The following is a 15,610-nucleotide window of genomic DNA, read 5'->3' as shown; positions in this document are numbered from 1 at the left end:
GCAATGTTCTCCTGAGCACCAGCTTAGGTCCGGCCACCCGGTTTTCAAGGGTGCGCAAGCTTCCGGTGTGACCCCGGGCTGACTAGAATCAAACAACATGAAGATTCATCAGCTCTCGGTCACCTATATCGCCGAGCAGGACCGCATCCTCGCGCGTATCAATACCGACGCGTCTGAAGAGATGCGGCTGTGGCTGACCCGGCGGCTCATGCTGGGGCTCTGGCCGCTCCTGAGCAAGCTGTTGACCCGGCATTTGCTCAAGCTCGAATCCGCAGGCACTTCGCTGGAAACAGCCGACGAGGGCCTCAAGCAGATGCTGGCCGACTTCCGAAAGGAAGAATTCCTGAAAGACGCGGACTTCGACACGCCCTACAAGGAACAGCAGGCGCAATTGCCGCTGGGCGAGGAGCCGTTGCTGGTGACAGATGTGGAAGCGTCGCCGCTGCCAAACGGCCGCCTTCGCCTGGGTTTCAACGAGCGCACTGCCCATGCACAGACGCCCCGCAGTTTCCAGATGGAGATGGAACCCAAGCTGATGCAGGGCCTGATGCATTTGCTGGAGCAGGCGCTGGCGCGATCCCAGTGGCGCGAGCCCTTCGGCAACCCGCTGGTCGATGAGGCCGCTGTACCCGAAGACGATCCATCGCCCCGCAAGCCCCGCTACCTCAATTAGCGTCAATTTGCGCAAAGGCATTGCCTTTCCGCACGATGTTTGTATGCTAACCAGACCCTGCTGCTGAGTTGCAGCGTCAATCTGGTTGCCGCACACCGTCTCCACAACTTGTCCAGTTCCACCAAACCCAACGCAACGCTCTCGCGCCTGTACGTCCGGCCGGGGTTCTTGCTGCGCCGCGCTCACCAGATTTCGGCAGCGGTATTCGAAGACGAGTGCCGGGAACTGGGCTTGACACCCGCCCAGTTCGGCGTGCTCACCGTGCTCAAGTCACATCCGGGCCTGGGCCAGTCGAGCCTGGCGCGAGCACTGGGTTTCGACAAGGTGACCGTGCTGCGGGTCCTGCGCGGCCTGGAGTCGCGCGGATTTGTGGAGCGCGCCCCCGCACCGGACAACCGGCGAAATGTCTCCGTGGCCCTGTCCCCTGCGGGCCAAGCGATGCTCGCGCAGGCGCAAAAACCCGCCGAGAGAGCCTACAAGCGACTGCTCTCACCACTCAATAAAGATCAGCAGGTGCAATTGATCGAACTGCTGCAGCTGCTCAATGGCGAGCTGGAAAGCGATGCACGGGCGGCGTTTGTGCCGCCGGGAAGCGACTAAGGTTATCTACCCGGCATCGCCCGGACGCTGCCTGGATGCTGCCTCAACGTCGCTCAGGCGTTGGGCCTGGCAATGCCCCATTTGGCGAGCGCCGCATCATCTGCAACGCGCGCATCGACCCATCGCGCACCTGCGGGGGTCTGCTCTTTCTTCCAGAACGGTGCCTGTGTTTTGAGGTAATCCATCAAAAACTCGCAGGCCCTGAAGCTTTCGCCCCGGTGCGCGGACGTCACGGCCACCAGGACGATCTGGTCGAGCGGTGCCAGCAGGCCGATGCGGTGGATCACCCTTGCGCCGAAGATATCGAAACGCTCATGCGCCTGGTCGATCATGGCTTCGATGGCCTGCTCGGTCATGCCCGGGTAGTGCTCCAGCTCCATCGAGCTCACGCTGTCGCCGTCATTGCGATCGCGCACCGTGCCGATGAAGCTGCACACCGCCCCCACCCGCTTGTCGCCAGACCGAAGCGCCACCACCTCATCTGCGAGGTTGAAATCCTGGGCCTGGATGGAGACGCGCGCAGCCACGGTCAGCCTCCGGTGACGGGCGGGAAGAAAGCCACTTCGCACCCTTCGTGCAGGGGGTCCGAGTCGCTGGCCATGACCTTGTCGATCGCGACGCGCACGGCTTTGCCCCGCGCGAGGCTTTGCGCATACGCATCGCCGCGCGCAATCAGCATCTGCCGCAGCGCATCGACGCTTTGCGCTTCGGTTTCCACAACTTCGCTGCCCTTGCCGAGGGCCTCGCGGATCGACGCGAAGTAGCGCACGGTGAGCTTCATGCCAGCAGGTCCGAAAACGGGATGAAGGCAACGAGATCGCCATGCGCGATCGTGCGACCGGCAGCCGTGTCCACGAGACCGTCGCCCCAGACCACCGACGTGAGAACACCCGAGCTTTGATTGGGAAACAGGTCCAGGCCGCCCGCATCGTTGCGCCGCGCGCGCAGGAATTCGCGGCGCCTGTCGGCACGCGGCCAGTTGAAGTGCGCTGGCACCATCACCGGTCGCGGCGCAATCTGCGTGGCCCCCTGCAGCTTGAGCAGGAAAGGACGCACCAGCAGCAAGAAGGTGACGAAGCTGGAGACCGGATTGCCGGGCAGGCCCATGAAATGCGCAGCGCCGACCTTGCCGTATGCGAAGGGCTTTCCGGGTTTGATGGCGATCTGCCAGAGATCGAGCGTGCCGAGCGCTTCGACCGCTGGCTTGATGTGGTCTTCTTCGCCCACCGACACGCCCCCACTTGTGAGGATCAGGTCGTGCGCCCGTGAGGCCTCCTGCAGCGCAGCGATGGTCGCATTGCGCTGGTCGGGGACGATGCCCATGTCGGTCACGTCACACCCCAGCTTGCGAAGGAGTGTTGAAAGGAAAAAACGGTTCGAGTTGTAGATCGTGCCGGGCTTCATCGCCTCGGGCGCGATGGTGCCGGGCATGACGAGTTCATCGCCCGTGGAAAACAGCGCGACACGTGGTCGGCGCGAGACCGGGAGCTGGTGCATGCCGATGCCGGCAGCCAGACCCAGCGAACCGGCCGACAGCCGCTCGCCAGCGGCCAGCACGACGGCGCCGCGCGTCACGTCTTCTCCGCTGCGGCGTATCCACTGGCCCGCTGAAGGGACCCGCACGATGCGCACCTGCTGGTCGCCTGCCGTCTCGACGTCTTCCTGCATGACGATCGCGTCCGCGCCCGGCGGCACGGGTGCCCCGGTGAAGATGCGGGCAACCGAGCCGGGGGCAAGCGGCAACGCAGCGTTGCCGGCCGCGATGCGCTGGCTCACCGGCAGGGTGACGCCTTCATCAGCGATTTCGGCCACACGGACGGCGTAACCATCCATCGCGCTGTTGTCCTGCGGCGGCACCTGCAACGCCGAGACCAGATCGCTCACCAGCACGCGTGAGTCAGCGTCGAAGGTGGACACCATCTCCACACCTTCCAGCTGGCGCGCATGGCCCAGCAATTCAGCCAGCGCGTCGTCGAGCGGCCTCAAGGCGGGGCGTGTGCCATTCATCCGTAGTTCTCCGGGTCGTATTCGAAGCGGTCACCATTGTCGACGAGCCATTGCGCGACCGAATCCGGGTCGTTCAGATCCAGCACCGGCCTCAGGGTTGCCTGGGGCAATTGATCGGGAGAGTCCGTGGCAATGGCAACGATGAAATCGTCGTCAGGATAGCGCGCCGGATTGGCCGCGCCGGCTCGCCAGATCTCCACCTTCAGCAGGTTGCTGTGCTTGAAGCCTTCGACCAGCACCCAATCGACGCCGTCATAAAGCTCCGCGATGAGGTGATGCACCGTCAGCTCGGACGGCTGCTCGAATTCGCGGATCAGCGCCAGTCGCTTGTTGGAAGCGACCACCACTTCGAACGCGCCCGCTTCGCGGTGCCGGTACGTGTCCTTGCCGGGATGGTCGATGTCGAACTTGTGATGGGCATGCTTGATGACCGATACCCGAAGTCCCCGCAGCTTGAGGGCGGGGATGAGTGCCTCGACCAGCGTTGTCTTGCCGGAGCCCGAGTAGCCCGCAAAGCCGACGACCTTCATGCGCAGTGGGTTGCGATGAAACCCTTGACCTGTTGCACGTCGGCTGGAAGCACGGTGACCCGGCGCGGCAGGCTTTCGATGCCTGCCAATGCTGCAGGACGATCGGGTTCACGCCCTAGCGCCTCGACGATGGTCGCTGCGAATTTGATCGGCAATGCGGTCTCCAGCACGATCATCGGCACGCCGGGCTGCAGGTGCTCGAACGCAACCTTGACGCCATCTGCGGTGTGTGTATCGATGATGATGTGCGAGCTTTCGAAGGTGCTGCGAATGGTCGCCAGGCGGTCGGCGTGCGTGCTGCTGCCGCTGACGAATCCATAGCGTTCGCGCAGCTGTTTGAAAGCGGGGTCCGCGCTCAGGTCGAACTGACCGGTCGCTGCGATCTGCTCGCTGAAAAGCGACTTGACGCGGGCACCGTCGCGGCCCAGCAGGTCGAAAACAAAGCGCTCGAAGTTGCTGGCCTTGGAAATATCCATGGAGGGACTGGACGTCTCATGCGTGTCAGCAGCCGAGCGCACGCGGTACACACCGGTGCGCAGGAATTCGTCGAGCACGTTGTTCTCGTTGGTGGCCAGCACCAGCGTGTCGATCGGCAAACCCATCATGCGAGCCACGTGCCCGGCGCAGATATTGCCGAAATTGCCCGATGGCACCGTGAAGCTCACCCTCTGGGCAGCCGCCTGGAAGTACCCCGCAAAGTAATAGACCACCTGCGCCACGAGACGCGCCCAGTTGATCGAATTGACTGTGCCGATACGGTACTTTCGCTTGAACTCCAGGTCATTCGACACCGCCTTGACGATGTCCTGGCAGTCATCGAACACGCCGTCAATCGCGAGGTTGTAGATGTTGGCGTCCTGCAGGCTGAACATCTGCGCCTGCTGGAACGGACTCATGCGGCCGTTGGGCGAAGTCATGAAGACCCGCACGCCCTTCTTGCCCTTCATCGCGTATTCGGCCGCGCTGCCCGTGTCGCCGGAAGTCGCGCCCAGGATGTTCAGCTCTTCGCCGCGGCGTGCCAGTTCGTACTCGAACAGGTTGCCCAGCAGCTGCATCGCCATGTCCTTGAAAGCGAGCGTGGGGCCGTTGGAAAGCGCCTGCAGGTAAAGCCGCTTGGACTCTGAACCAGTGCCCAGCTCAAGCTTCTTGAGCGGAACAATCTCCGGTGTGCCAAACACCTCTGCTGTGTATGTCTTGCGGCAGATGGCCTGCAAATCACCAGCCGGAATGTCATCGATGTAGAGCGAGAGAATCTCGAACGCAAGCTCGTGGTACTTCAGGCCGCTCCACTTTTGAAGCGTCGCCGCATCGACTTGCGGATAGCTCTCAGGCAGGTACAGCCCGCCGTCTGGTGCAAGACCTTCAAGCAGGATTTCGCAAAAGCGCTTGCGGTCCGGGTGACCGCGCGTGGACAGGTAACGCATTACGCGAGGTCTTCCTTGCGGATACGGATGATGGGTGCGAGCACCGTGGGCAGCGCCTGCATCTGGGCCAGAACATCGTTCATCGTGCCTTCGCGCACGCTGTGCGTGAGGATGATCAGGTCGGTCTGCGCAACACCTTGCGACGCCTCGGTGGTCTGACCCACGCCAGCGGGGCGCTGCAGCATGGCGTCGATGCTGATGTTGGCCGCTGCCAGCAGGCCGGTGACCTTGGCGAGCACGCCGGCCTGGTCGGCCACCTGCAAACGCAGGTAATAGCTGGTCACGATCTCGCTCATCGGCAGCACGGTCGCATCGCTCATCGAGTCGGGCTGGAATGCAAGATGCGGTACGCGGTGGGCGGCATCGGCGGTGTGCAGCCGAGTGATGTCCACCAGGTCGGCTATGACGGCGCTTGCCGTTGGCTCGCTGCCGGCACCCTTGCCGTAGTACAGCGTGGTGCCCACTGCATCGGCCTGCACGAGAACGGCGTTCATCGCGCCTTCCACATTGGCGATCAGGCGCTTGGTCGGCACCAGCGACGGGTGAACGCGCAGTTCGATCCCCTTGGCCGTGCGCTTGGTGATGCCCAGCAGCTTGATCCGGTAACCGAGCTGCTCCGCATAGCGGATGTCCTGCGCGCCCAGCCTGGTGATGCCCTCGACGTAGGCCTTGTCGAACTGCACCGGAATGCCGAACGCGATGGCCGACATGATGGTCGCCTTGTGGGCGGCGTCCACACCTTCGATGTCGAAGGTCGGATCGGCTTCGGCGTAACCCAGGCGCTGCGCATCCTTCAATGCGACGTCGAAATCAATGCCCTTGTCGCGCATCTCCGACAGGATGAAGTTGGTGGTGCCGTTGATGATGCCGGCGATCCATTCGATGCTGTTGGCGGTCAGGCCTTCGCGCAGGGCCTTGATGATCGGGATGCCGCCGGCAACCGCTGCTTCGAACGCGACCATCACGCCGCGTCGGTGCGCGGCCGCAAAGATCTCGGTGCCATGCACGGCGAGCAGCGCCTTGTTGGCGGTCACGACGTGCTTGCCGGCTTCGATGGCTTCCATCACCAGCTGGCGAGCGATGCCATAGCCGCCGATCAGCTCGACGACGATATCGATATCAGGATTGGCGATGATCTCGCGCGCATCACTGACGACCTTTGCATTCGATCCCACCACCGCTTGCGCGCGCGCGGCGTCGAGGTCCGCAACCATGGTGATATCAATGCCACGGCCGGCGCGGCCCATGATTTCTTGCTGGTTACGGCGAAGCACGTTGTAGACGCCGCTGCCGACGGTGCCAATGCCCATCAGGCCGACTTGGATAGCTTTCATGCGGTCGTGTGTTTCCTGTAGCTCTCGAGAAATTTCGCGATGCGGCGCACGGCCTCGCGAAGGTCGTCTTCATGGGGAAGAAAGACGATGCGGAAGTGGTCGGGCGTGGCCCAGTTGAAGCCCGTGCCCTGCACCAGCATGACCCGTGTTTCTTCCAGCAGTTGCAGGAAGAACTGGCGGTCATCGGCGATCGGATAAACCTTGGGATCGAGCCTGGGGAACATGTAGAGCGCCGCTGTCGGCTTCACGCAGGTCACGCCAGGAATTGCGGTGATGAGCTCGTACGCGAGGTCGCGCTGGCGACGCAGGCGCCCGCCTTCGGCGACAAGTTCGTTGATGCTCTGGTAGCCGCCCAGGGCGGTCTGGATCGCGTATTGCCCCGGCACATTGGCGCAAAGGCGCATGTTCGAGAGCATCGTCAGGCCCTCGATGTAATCGGCGGCGGCCTTCTTGTCGCCCGACACGACCATCCAGCCCGCGCGGTAGCCGCACGAGCGATAGCTCTTGGAAAGCGAGTTGAAGGTGAGCGTGAGCACGTCGTCGGACAGACTGCCGATGGCCGTGTGCTTCGCGCCGTCGTACAGGACCTTGTCATAGACCTCATCGGCCAGGATGACCAGGCCATGTTCACGGGCGATCGCCACGATACCCATCAGCAATTCGTCGGAGTACAGCGCGCCGGTCGGATTGTTCGGGTTGATGACGACGATGCCTTTGGTGGCCGGCGTGATCTTGCGCCGGATGTCGTCGAGGTCGGGCATCCAGCCGTTGTTTTCGTCGCAGAGGTAGTGCACCGGCTTGCCACCGGACAGGCTCGCGGCGGCAGTCCACAGGGGGTAGTCCGGCGCCGGCAGGAGCAACTCGTCGCCATCATTGAGCAGGGCGTTGGTCGCCATGGCGATGAGTTCACTGGCGCCGTTGCCCAGGTACACGTCTTCGAGCGTGACGCCCTTGATGCCCTGCTTCTGCGTCTCGTGCATCACGGCCTTGCGTGCCGCGAAAATGCCCTTGCTGTCGGAGTAGGCTGAAGCGCTGTTGAGGTTTCGCGCCATGTCCTGCTGGATCTCTTCAGGCGCGTCAAACCCGAAAACGGCAAGGTTGCCGATGTTCAGGCGAATGATCTTGTGGCCCTCTTCTTCCATCCGGCGGGCCGCGTCCATGATGGGTCCGCGGATGTCGTACAGGACGTTGGCGAGCTTGGCTGATTTCTGGACCGTTTTCAAAGCCCCTCCAGAGCGGTTTTGAGAGTGCGAAAACATATAATTTGACCACAGTTCCGCTCACATTTAGTGCAGCGCAACAATACCGACGCACCATGAAGCTGCAACCCGATCAATCCGACGTACAGACCATCACCGGCTATGGCCCCGGCTGGGTGGGCGTGAGCGGCGAAAAAATCACCACGAGCGTCATCCTCACGTCGGCGGGTGAGCGCATCGAATGGAACGCGTCTTCATTCGACGAACTCGGGCCTGACCACTTCGCTCGCATCGCCGGGGTCAGCGCAGAAGTGGTGATCTTCGGCAGCGGCTCGCGCATACGATTTCCCAAGGCCGCATGGCTCGCGCCATTGATGGAAAAGCGAGTTGGGGTCGAAACGATGGACACCGCGGCTGCATGCCGCACCTACAACATCCTGGCGCAAGAGGGCCGCAGTGTGGCGGTCGCGCTGCTGCTCGAATAGCCATGCCTGCAGGCATGGGGTCGGTTTCAGGGTAAAATTGCAGGTTGCAACGGGATGTCCGCATCCCCATAAGGTCGCGGCAATCGCGTCCTTATGCAGTCAGCAACGAGCAACCCCTGTCACACGAGAAACACATTCCATGGCGATCGTTGTCAACAAACTCATCCCCGAATTCGAAGCAAACGCCACTGGCGGCATCAAGGTCACCAACACGTCACACAACGGCGCTGTGCTGGTACTGTACTTCTACCCGAAGGACAACACGCCAGGCTGCACCACCGAGGCGATGCAGTTCCGTGACAAGTACAAGGATTTCGTGAAGGCCGGCGCCGAAGTGTTCGGCGTTTCGCGCGACAACATGAAATCTCACGACGAATTCAAGACCAAGCTTGAACTGCCGTTCGAGCTGATTGCCGATACCGAAGAGAAGATGTGCCACATGTTCGGCGTGGTCAAGAACAAGATCATGTACGGCAAGAAGGTCAAGGGCATCGAGCGCAGCACCTTCCTCATCGGCGCAGACGGCGTGCTCAAGCAGGAGTGGCGTGGCCTGAAGGTCCCCGGCCACGTTGATGAAGTACTCAAGGCCGTCAAGCTGCTCAAGAAAGCCGCCTGACGTTTGGTAGCAACATGGCGTGCGGCGCGGTTGAAGCGTCACGCGACATGTGCATAATGAATTCATGCAGTTGACCACGGCGCGCGGCGTCGACACTACTGAACCACTCAAAGCCGCCCGGCTCGCCTGGCGGCTTTTTCGCTTCTTGAACCGCTTCTTGAACCGCCTTTCGCACCCCCGCTTGCCGGACTACATCTCGTCATCCTCATCAGGGAATCAACCCACCTATGCCACTGCCCCCCGCCCCCACCAAACGCGCCGCCCTGCTCCCGTCCGAAGCGTACGACGCTCCGGCCCGTACCTCGCACAAGGCCGCTCGAAAATCGGAGGTGGCACCGCCCAACAGCCCGCTGGCTGAAAAGCCGCAGGCCGTCATGGATTTCGATCCGCGTTCCAGCGGAGGCGACCGCCAGGTCGAAGCCTTCGAGGACGAAGCCCCCGGGGTCGTCGTAGCCACCAACAGCACAGCACCCTACAAGCGGCCTGCGCAGCCGCATGTCGCGCCAAAACCTGCGCGTAAAGCCAAATCGACCGGACCTTCCAAGCTCTTCGTTCTGGACACGAACGTGCTCATGCACGACCCGATGAGCCTGTTCCGCTTCGAGGAACATGACATCTTCCTGCCGATGATCGTGCTGGAAGAACTCGACGGCCACAAGAAAGGCATGACCGAAGTCGCGCGCAACGCCCGGCAGGCCAGTCGCTCGCTCGACGCGCTGGCCGGCGCTCAAGGCGCGGATATCACCAGTGGCCTCAAGCTCAACACCAGCGGACACCGCGAAGCTGGCGGATGCCTTTTCTTCCAGACACAGGCGCTGGCCAATCACCTGCCCTCCAGCCTGCCGCAAGGCAAGGCAGACAACCAGATCCTGGGCGTGGTCCAGGCTTTGCGCGACCAGCATGCGCCGCGCGAAGTAGTGCTGGTGTCCAAGGACATCAACATGCGCGTCAAGGCGCGCGCACTCGGTCTGGCGACTGATGACTATCAAAACGACAAGACGCTCGACGATCTGGAACTGTTGTATTCGGGTGCGATGGCGCTTCCGTCCGACTTCTGGGCCAAGCATGGCAAGACGATCGAGAGCTGGCAGACCGGCCAACACACCTTCTACCGGATCACCGGCCCTGTCGTACCCAATCTGCTGATCAATCAGTTCGTGTACTTCGAGTCTCCCGGAGAGCCCAGCCTGTATGCACGTGTCACGGAGATTCGCGCCAAGACCGCCGTGCTCAAGACGTTGAAGGACTTCGGCCACCTGAAGAATTCCGTATGGGGCGTGTGCACGCGCAACCGCGAGCAGAACTTCGCGATGAACCTGCTCATGGACCCCGAAATCGACTTCGTCTCGCTCACTGGCACAGCCGGCACGGGCAAGACGCTGATGGCACTGGCTTCGGGGCTGACGCAGGTCCTTGATGACCGTCGTTACACCGAAATCATCATGACCCGTGCGACGGTGAGCGTGGGCGAGGACATCGGTTTCCTGCCGGGCACCGAAGAAGAAAAGATGGGCCCGTGGATGGGCGCTCTCGATGACAACCTCGAGGTGCTCGCCAAGACTGAAACCAGCGCCGGAGAATGGGGCCGCGCTGCCACCAACGAACTCATCCGCAGCCGCATCAAGATCAAGAGCATGAACTTCATGCGCGGTCGCACCTTCCTGAACAAGTACGTGATCATCGACGAGGCGCAGAACCTGACGCCCAAGCAGATGAAAACGCTGATCACTCGCGCGGGTCCGGGGACCAAGATCATCTGCATGGGTAACCTCGCGCAGATCGATACACCCTACCTGACTGAAGGCTCGTCCGGCCTCACGTTTGCCATCGACAAGTTCAAGGGATGGCCGCACAGCGGGCACATCACGCTTGCGCGTGGCGAACGCTCGAGGCTGGCTGATTTCGCGAGCGAAGTGCTTTGACGACTCAAGCTGTTCTCTGACACCGGCGGGAAGTAATTGCGGGTACTTTTATCCGCAACTCAACCGACCGCAAGGACAATCCATGAAGCAGCTCAAAGACGTGATGACCCCCGATGTCGTGGTCATCAATCCCAATTCGACCATCGCCGAAGCCGCGCAGCAGATGCGCGACGGTGACTTCGGCCTGCTGCCTGTCGGCGAAGACGATCGCATGATCGGAGCCATTTCCGATCGGGATATCGTCGTGCGCGCCGTTGCCGAAGGTCTGGCCGGAAGTACCTCGGTGCGCGACGTCATGACGCAAGGCATTCGCTGGTGCTATGAGGACCAGTCGATCGACGAAGCCGCAACCCTCATGAGCGAGCACCAGATTCGCCGCCTGCCCATCATCAATCGCGACAAGCGGCTGGTGGGGATAGTCGCGCTGGGTGATCTTGCTGCACACAAGGCGGCAATTGGCCCTGCTGCGGACGCCCTCGCCGAGATTTCCGAACCGAGCTGACCTGGCTCGATAGACGCCGTCAGAAGTCGCCGGCTCCCGAGGCCAACGACTCGAAGCGCGTCATCTCTTTCATGAAAGCGAGCTTCACCGTGCCGGTGGGGCCGTTTCGCTGCTTGCTGATGATGATCTCGGCGACGCCAGGCTCCTTGGAGTCCTTGTTGTAGTAGTCGTCACGGTAAATAAACATGATCACGTCGGCGTCCTGCTCGATGGCGCCGGATTCCCGCAGGTCGCTCATCATCGGACGCTTGTCCGTCCGGGATTCCACGCCGCGCGACAGCTGCGACAGCGCGATCACCGGACACTGCAACTCCTTGGCGAGCATCTTCAAGCCGCGAGAGATTTCACCCACTGCCGTCGCGCGGTTCTCGTCGTTCATGCTCGTGGACACGCTCATGAGCTGCAGGTAATCGACAACGATCAACCCCAGCTTGCCGCACTGGCGCGCGAGCCGCCGTGCATTTGCGCGCAACTCGCTGGTCGTCAGGCCCGGCGTTTCGTCGATATGAAGCGAGATATTGCGCAGCTTCTCAATCGCTTCGGTCAGGCGCGGCCACTCGGAATCGGTGAGGCGCCCGGTGCGCAGGTGCATCTGGTCGATGCGGCCGATGGAGCCGACGATACGCACTGCCAGCTGGGAGGCACCCATTTCCATGGAGAACACAGCTACCGGTAGGCCTTCATTGAGAGCGACATGCTCTGCGATGTTGATGGCCAGCGCGGTCTTGCCCATCGAGGGCCGCGCCGCCAACACGATCATGTCACCCGCCTGCATACCCGACGTCATCCGGTCGAGGTCGTAGAAGCCGGTGGGCACCCCGGTGATGTCGTTCGGGTTGTCGGCCATCTCCTGGACCCGGTCCAAAAGTTGGACAACGAGCGAATCCATCCCCTGGAAGCCCTGCTTCATCCGCGAGCCTTCCTCGCCGATGTTGAAAATCTTCTGCTCGGCTTCGTCGAGGATCTTGTCGACGGCCTTTCCCTGTGTGTTGAATGCCGCAGTGGCGATCTCGTCGCTTGCGCTCACCAGCTTGCGAAGGATCGATCGCTCGCGAACGATCTCAGCGTAGCGGCGAATATTGCTTGCGCTGGGAACGTATTGCGCCAGAGAGTTGAGGTACGCCAGACCACCGATCTCCTCCGCTTTGCCCAAGCCCTGCAACTGCTCATAGACCGTGATCACGTCTGCCGGTCTTGTTGCGTTGATCAGGCCGCCGATAGATGCGTAGATGAGCCGATGCTCATAACGATAGAAATCGCTATCCGTGAGCAAATCTCCAACGCGGTCCCAGGCGTTGTTGTCCAGCAGCAGTCCGCCCAGCACGCTCGATTCCGCCTCGATGGAGTGCGGCGGAATACGAAGTTGCGCAACCTGGAGGTCGCGTGAAAAGTCGTCATTGGAGGGATGGAGTACTGCAGACATGTCGGGCTTCGGTGAATCGAACGATGCTAGGGCTTTGGCGTCGGAAGTCGAGGGAAAAGGTTTGGGAAAAGCTGTGGATTGCCAGTGGGCAACCCGGTACAACCACAGCGAAAAGAAAAAGCCGCCCGAAGGCGGCTTTTTGCTTGTGGCGAAAGCTGTCTGGGCTTAGGCGGTTTCGCCGTAAACCGTGACGGTGATGTCGACCACGACGTGCGTGTGAAGAGCGACGGCAACCGTGGAATCGCCAATGACCTTGATCGGGCCGTTGGGCATGCGCACTTGCGACTTTGCAACCTTGAAACCCTGCTTGCCCAGTTCTTCAGCGATGTCGCTGTTGGTGACCGAGCCGAACAGGCGGCCATCGACGCCGGCCTTTTGCGTGAGCTTGAACGTCTTGCCAGCGAGCTTCTCGCCTTCAGCCTGCATTTCTGCGAGCTTGGCTGCGGCAGCCTTTTCGAGCTCGACGCGCTTGGCTTCGAATTCGGCCTTGTTGGCAGCGGTAGCACGGCGGGCACGGCCCTTGGGGATCAGGAAGTTGCGGGCATAGCCGTCCTTGACCTTGACGATTTCGCCGAGCTTGCCGACGTTCAAAACTTCATCGAGCAGAATGATTTGCATGTTCTTCGCTCCTTAGATGCGGTGCTGGTCCGAGTACGGAACCAGTGCCAGGAAGCGGGCGCGCTTGATGGCGGTGTTGAGTTGACGCTGATAGATCGCGCGGGTGCCGGTAAGGCGTGCCGGAATGATCTTGCCGTTTTCGGCGATGAAATCACGAAGCGTGTCGACGTCCTTGTAGTCGATCTCTTCGACGCCGGCGACGGTGAAGCGGCAAAAGCGCTTGCGCTTGAACAGCAGCGACTGGGTGTTGCGCTTAGGACGCTTGTCCTTGTTGAATTTCTTGAACGTGGCCATGTGGACCTCTGAAAATTAGTTTGCCTGAACAAATGACTGGATATGGAGTACAGCGTGTTTGCCGTTGCGAGGTGTTGCCAGGAATCCCGTGAATCGCCATTGGCTGCCTATCGATTGACGCACCAGCGTTTCCGCCGTGCTTCCGAAGGCCACCGCCTTGATCGCCACTTTCACTTGCCGCATCTGCCCTGCTTCTGAAATTTCCGACTCGTGTTCGAGGCGGCAATCAAAGGCTGGCAGTCCGGCCGGTGTGTATCGCAGGGCTGATGCCTCGGCGATCTGGGCGCTCAAAACGAGCTGATTCACTCCCGGTCAATACCGCTGCAAGCGGACTCTTACGCCTGGTACTCCGCCTGCTGGGCCTTGCGAGCCTCTTCGCGCTCAACCGTCTTCATCATGGAAGATGGGCCGGTATCGGCCTTCTTCTTGACAACGGTCAGATGGCGCAGCACGGCGTCATTGAAGCGGAATGCGTGCTCCAGTTCGGCCATCACGGGCTGGTCAGCCTCGATGTTGACGCACAGGTAGTGCGCCTTGCCAAGCTTGTTGATCTGGTAGGCCAGCTGGCGGCGACCCCAGTCTTCCACCCGGTGCACTTTGCCGCCGCTGGCGGTGATCATGCCCTTGTAGCGTTCCAGCATGGCCGGAACCTGTTCGCTCTGGTCCGGGTGGATCAGAAGAATGATTTCATAGTGACGCATATGACTCCTTGTGGATTCGAGCCGCGGCTAAAAGCGGGGTGGCTCTGGGTTACAGCTGCCTGGCGCGTCGGTGCCGGTGCAGCAAGGTTAGCCCACGATTATAGCCCGTTGAGGAGTCCATGCGCCTAGTCGTTCATCAGCCGGTCAAGCATGGCGTATTGCTCGTCACCCACCGCATCACGGATTCGACCCGCCAGTGCCAGAAGGTCCATGTAGTTCATGGCGTTCGTCACTGCGTAGCTGAGGTTTCGACCCCGCAGGCCCAGATTGGACGTGAGCATCAGCGCGACCGGATGAGCCCGGTCGTAACGCTCCTCCAGGCTCCGGCCCGATCGCTTGGCCTCAAGCCGCCGGGAGTTATCAAGCGCCATGGCCGCCGACCTGGACAGTTCGCAAACCAGGCCCAGTTCCAGCAACCGGTCCACATCGGCGCGGGTGACACCTCCGGCGCGGGTTGCAGCGAGCAACTCATCAACCGACCGTTTGCCGTCCACAAGAATGAAAACCGAGCGCTGATGCGCAGTCAGCGCGACGGACCGATCTTTCAGGACGCGCTGGCCTTCCAGCGTCTTGCAAGGAATCATCTGGCCTCCGGTCGCACGCATTCATGCGGCGAAGGCTGAGTTTGCAGCGCCCTGTGCGGGCGCGCAAGACCTGCGGCGGTCACCCTCTCAACGATCGTTGAGCGCGTCGTCCAGAGGAGCGTACTTATCGGGTCCAACCGCCTCGCGGATGCGCGGCGCAACGACCAGCAGTTGCTCATAGTTGGTCGCCCCTTCCACGGCGAGATTCAAGCGAAAGCCGCGAAGTCCGAGCGCAGCCGTGAGGCGAGTCGCAATAGGGTATGCGTCCTGGTAACGCTCCTGGGGTGAGCGCTGCTTGTGCTGCTCCACCTTTTCGGCCTGCGCCGCGATGGCTGCGTTTTCGACTGCAGTCTTTCCAGGCGCGGAATCGGCCAGGAGACCCAGCTCGATGAGCCTTTCGATATCGTCCCGCGTGACACCGGCCGCAGCTGTGGCCGTCAGCACCTGGTCGACGGTTTTCTTGCCATCCACCAGGATCAAGACCGACCGCTGTCGGGGCGTCAGCTGGATCGAGCGGTCCTTGATGACCTGCTGGCCCAGTCCGGTCTTGGCAATGTGCATTGTTCCCCCATACCCGTTTTACCGATTTATCCGATGACTTCTGGCTTTAGACAGCGCCCTGCCTCGGTGCATGCAGCTTTGCACGCCTGTCGTGCCACTCGCATCGGGGTTTATCCATAGTCTGGACGAAAAAAAGC

General features: G+C 61.5%; 20 protein-coding genes. 6 read left to right on the top strand and 14 right to left on the bottom strand.

Annotated features, from left to right (window positions below):
• Nucleotides 1-97 precede the first annotated feature (97 nt).
• Both AQ12_RS05455 and AQ12_RS05450 read left to right on the top strand, forming a co-directional pair.
• Nucleotides 98-673 (top strand): hypothetical protein, encoded by a 576-nt coding sequence (locus AQ12_RS05455; RefSeq protein WP_048438856.1) that lies wholly within the window; start codon nucleotides 98-100, stop codon nucleotides 671-673.
• Between the two features lie 108 nt (nucleotides 674-781).
• The gene (locus AQ12_RS05450; RefSeq protein WP_053076561.1) at nucleotides 782-1,273 is read left to right on the top strand and encodes a MarR family winged helix-turn-helix transcriptional regulator; all 492 of its coding nucleotides are present in this window, start codon (nucleotides 782-784) and stop codon (nucleotides 1,271-1,273) included.
• Nucleotides 1,274-1,326: 53 nt separating this feature from the next.
• On the opposite strand, the gene AQ12_RS05445 is transcribed toward AQ12_RS05450, so the two are convergent.
• From AQ12_RS05445 to AQ12_RS05415, 7 genes are read right to left on the bottom strand one after another with little or no spacing between them, the layout of a single operon-like run.
• A complete protein-coding gene (locus tag AQ12_RS05445; RefSeq protein ID WP_048438855.1) occupies nucleotides 1,327-1,800 on the bottom strand; it encodes a molybdenum cofactor biosynthesis protein MoaE in 474 nt (157 codons plus the stop codon).
• A gap of 2 nt (nucleotides 1,801-1,802) precedes the next feature.
• Nucleotides 1,803-2,054, bottom strand: coding sequence for a molybdopterin converting factor subunit 1 (gene moaD, locus AQ12_RS05440; protein ID WP_048438854.1), 252 nt, complete (start codon nucleotides 2,052-2,054; stop codon nucleotides 1,803-1,805).
• Nucleotides 2,051-3,280 (bottom strand): gephyrin-like molybdotransferase Glp, encoded by a 1,230-nt coding sequence (gene glp, locus AQ12_RS05435; protein ID WP_048438853.1) that lies wholly within the window; start codon nucleotides 3,278-3,280, stop codon nucleotides 2,051-2,053. Before glp ends, moaD begins: the two co-directional genes overlap by 4 nt.
• Nucleotides 3,277-3,810, bottom strand: a complete 534-nt coding sequence (gene mobB, locus AQ12_RS05430; protein WP_048438852.1) for a molybdopterin-guanine dinucleotide biosynthesis protein B — start codon at nucleotides 3,808-3,810, stop codon at nucleotides 3,277-3,279. The genes glp and mobB overlap by 4 nt, the downstream gene beginning before the upstream one ends.
• Complete coding sequence (gene thrC, locus AQ12_RS05425; protein WP_048438851.1) at nucleotides 3,807-5,234, bottom strand: threonine synthase; 1,428 nt, start codon at nucleotides 5,232-5,234, stop codon at nucleotides 3,807-3,809. Before thrC ends, mobB begins: the two co-directional genes overlap by 4 nt.
• Nucleotides 5,234-6,568 (bottom strand): homoserine dehydrogenase, encoded by a 1,335-nt coding sequence (locus AQ12_RS05420; protein ID WP_048438850.1) that lies wholly within the window; start codon nucleotides 6,566-6,568, stop codon nucleotides 5,234-5,236. The genes thrC and AQ12_RS05420 overlap by 1 nt, the downstream gene beginning before the upstream one ends.
• Nucleotides 6,565-7,791: a pyridoxal phosphate-dependent aminotransferase gene (locus AQ12_RS05415; protein ID WP_048438849.1), complete on the bottom strand. Its 1,227-nt coding sequence runs from the start codon at nucleotides 7,789-7,791 to the stop codon at nucleotides 6,565-6,567. Before AQ12_RS05415 ends, AQ12_RS05420 begins: the two co-directional genes overlap by 4 nt.
• 92 nt (nucleotides 7,792-7,883) lie before the next feature.
• Between AQ12_RS05415 and AQ12_RS05410 the strand changes: the two genes are divergently transcribed.
• The 4 genes from AQ12_RS05410 to AQ12_RS05395 all read left to right on the top strand — a co-directional run bounded on the left by AQ12_RS05410 (nucleotide 7,884) and on the right by AQ12_RS05395 (nucleotide 11,292).
• Nucleotides 7,884-8,252, top strand: a complete 369-nt coding sequence (locus AQ12_RS05410) for an Mth938-like domain-containing protein (protein ID WP_048438848.1) — start codon at nucleotides 7,884-7,886, stop codon at nucleotides 8,250-8,252.
• 139 nt (nucleotides 8,253-8,391) lie between these two features.
• Nucleotides 8,392-8,868 carry a peroxiredoxin gene (locus AQ12_RS05405; RefSeq protein WP_048438847.1) on the top strand — a complete coding sequence of 159 codons (477 nt, stop codon included), beginning with the start codon at nucleotides 8,392-8,394 and terminating at the stop codon, nucleotides 8,866-8,868.
• A 227-nt stretch (nucleotides 8,869-9,095) separates the two neighbouring features.
• The gene (locus AQ12_RS05400) at nucleotides 9,096-10,790 is read left to right on the top strand and encodes a PhoH family protein (protein WP_048438846.1); all 1,695 of its coding nucleotides are present in this window, start codon (nucleotides 9,096-9,098) and stop codon (nucleotides 10,788-10,790) included.
• Between the two features lie 82 nt (nucleotides 10,791-10,872).
• Nucleotides 10,873-11,292: a CBS domain-containing protein gene (locus tag AQ12_RS05395; protein ID WP_048438845.1), complete on the top strand. Its 420-nt coding sequence runs from the start codon at nucleotides 10,873-10,875 to the stop codon at nucleotides 11,290-11,292.
• Between the two features lie 19 nt (nucleotides 11,293-11,311).
• Here AQ12_RS05395 and dnaB read toward each other — a convergent pair whose 3' ends face one another.
• From dnaB to AQ12_RS05360, 7 genes are all read right to left on the bottom strand, one after another.
• Nucleotides 11,312-12,715 (bottom strand): replicative DNA helicase, encoded by a 1,404-nt coding sequence (dnaB, locus tag AQ12_RS05390; RefSeq protein WP_048438844.1) that lies wholly within the window; start codon nucleotides 12,713-12,715, stop codon nucleotides 11,312-11,314.
• A 165-nt stretch (nucleotides 12,716-12,880) separates the two neighbouring features.
• Nucleotides 12,881-13,333, bottom strand: a complete 453-nt coding sequence (rplI, locus tag AQ12_RS05385; protein WP_048438843.1) for a 50S ribosomal protein L9 — start codon at nucleotides 13,331-13,333, stop codon at nucleotides 12,881-12,883.
• A gap of 12 nt (nucleotides 13,334-13,345) precedes the next feature.
• On the bottom strand, nucleotides 13,346-13,627 hold the full coding sequence (gene rpsR, locus AQ12_RS05380) for a 30S ribosomal protein S18 (protein ID WP_048438842.1): 282 nt from the start codon (nucleotides 13,625-13,627) through the stop codon (nucleotides 13,346-13,348).
• 15 nt (nucleotides 13,628-13,642) lie between these two features.
• A complete protein-coding gene (gene priB, locus AQ12_RS05375) occupies nucleotides 13,643-13,933 on the bottom strand; it encodes a primosomal replication protein N (protein ID WP_048438841.1) in 291 nt (96 codons plus the stop codon).
• A gap of 29 nt (nucleotides 13,934-13,962) precedes the next feature.
• The gene (gene rpsF / locus AQ12_RS05370; protein WP_048438840.1) at nucleotides 13,963-14,328 is read right to left on the bottom strand and encodes a 30S ribosomal protein S6; all 366 of its coding nucleotides are present in this window, start codon (nucleotides 14,326-14,328) and stop codon (nucleotides 13,963-13,965) included.
• Nucleotides 14,329-14,453: 125 nt separating this feature from the next.
• The gene (locus AQ12_RS05365; protein WP_048438839.1) at nucleotides 14,454-14,912 is read right to left on the bottom strand and encodes a hypothetical protein; all 459 of its coding nucleotides are present in this window, start codon (nucleotides 14,910-14,912) and stop codon (nucleotides 14,454-14,456) included.
• An 87-nt stretch (nucleotides 14,913-14,999) separates the two neighbouring features.
• Entirely contained in the window at nucleotides 15,000-15,473 is a 474-nt protein-coding gene (locus AQ12_RS05360; RefSeq protein ID WP_048438838.1) for a hypothetical protein, read from the bottom strand.
• Nucleotides 15,474-15,610: the final 137 nt, after the last annotated feature.

The sequence above is a fragment of the Caenimonas sp. SL110 genome (genome assembly GCF_001044395.1).
In the GTDB taxonomy this organism is placed as follows: Bacteria; Pseudomonadota; Gammaproteobacteria; order Burkholderiales; family Burkholderiaceae_C; genus Ramlibacter.
The sequence above is the reverse complement of the archived record's forward strand: the minus strand, read 5'-3'. Positions and strand labels throughout refer to the sequence as shown.

Excerpts from the sequence above, each read along its gene's own strand:
- AQ12_RS05455 (WP_048438856.1), top strand. The coding sequence starts at position 98 with ATGAAGATTCATCAGCTCTCGGTCACCTATATCGCCGAGCAGGACCGC.
- moaD (WP_048438854.1), bottom strand. The coding sequence starts at position 2,054 with ATGAAGCTCACCGTGCGCTACTTCGCGTCGATCCGCGAGGCCCTCGGC.
- glp (WP_048438853.1), bottom strand. The coding sequence starts at position 3,280 with ATGAATGGCACACGCCCCGCCTTGAGGCCGCTCGACGACGCGCTGGCT.
- mobB (WP_048438852.1), bottom strand. The coding sequence starts at position 3,810 with ATGAAGGTCGTCGGCTTTGCGGGCTACTCGGGCTCCGGCAAGACAACG.
- thrC (WP_048438851.1), bottom strand. The coding sequence starts at position 5,234 with ATGCGTTACCTGTCCACGCGCGGTCACCCGGACCGCAAGCGCTTTTGC.
- AQ12_RS05420 (WP_048438850.1), bottom strand. The coding sequence starts at position 6,568 with ATGAAAGCTATCCAAGTCGGCCTGATGGGCATTGGCACCGTCGGCAGC.
- AQ12_RS05410 (WP_048438848.1), top strand. The coding sequence starts at position 7,884 with ATGAAGCTGCAACCCGATCAATCCGACGTACAGACCATCACCGGCTAT.
- AQ12_RS05405 (WP_048438847.1), top strand. The coding sequence starts at position 8,392 with ATGGCGATCGTTGTCAACAAACTCATCCCCGAATTCGAAGCAAACGCC.
- AQ12_RS05400 (WP_048438846.1), top strand. The coding sequence starts at position 9,096 with ATGCCACTGCCCCCCGCCCCCACCAAACGCGCCGCCCTGCTCCCGTCC.
- AQ12_RS05395 (WP_048438845.1), top strand. The coding sequence starts at position 10,873 with ATGAAGCAGCTCAAAGACGTGATGACCCCCGATGTCGTGGTCATCAAT.
- dnaB (WP_048438844.1), bottom strand. The coding sequence starts at position 12,715 with ATGTCTGCAGTACTCCATCCCTCCAATGACGACTTTTCACGCGACCTC.
- rplI (WP_048438843.1), bottom strand. The coding sequence starts at position 13,333 with ATGCAAATCATTCTGCTCGATGAAGTTTTGAACGTCGGCAAGCTCGGC.
- rpsR (WP_048438842.1), bottom strand. The coding sequence starts at position 13,627 with ATGGCCACGTTCAAGAAATTCAACAAGGACAAGCGTCCTAAGCGCAAC.
- rpsF (WP_048438840.1), bottom strand. The coding sequence starts at position 14,328 with ATGCGTCACTATGAAATCATTCTTCTGATCCACCCGGACCAGAGCGAA.
- AQ12_RS05365 (WP_048438839.1), bottom strand. The coding sequence starts at position 14,912 with ATGATTCCTTGCAAGACGCTGGAAGGCCAGCGCGTCCTGAAAGATCGG.
- AQ12_RS05360 (WP_048438838.1), bottom strand. The coding sequence starts at position 15,473 with ATGCACATTGCCAAGACCGGACTGGGCCAGCAGGTCATCAAGGACCGC.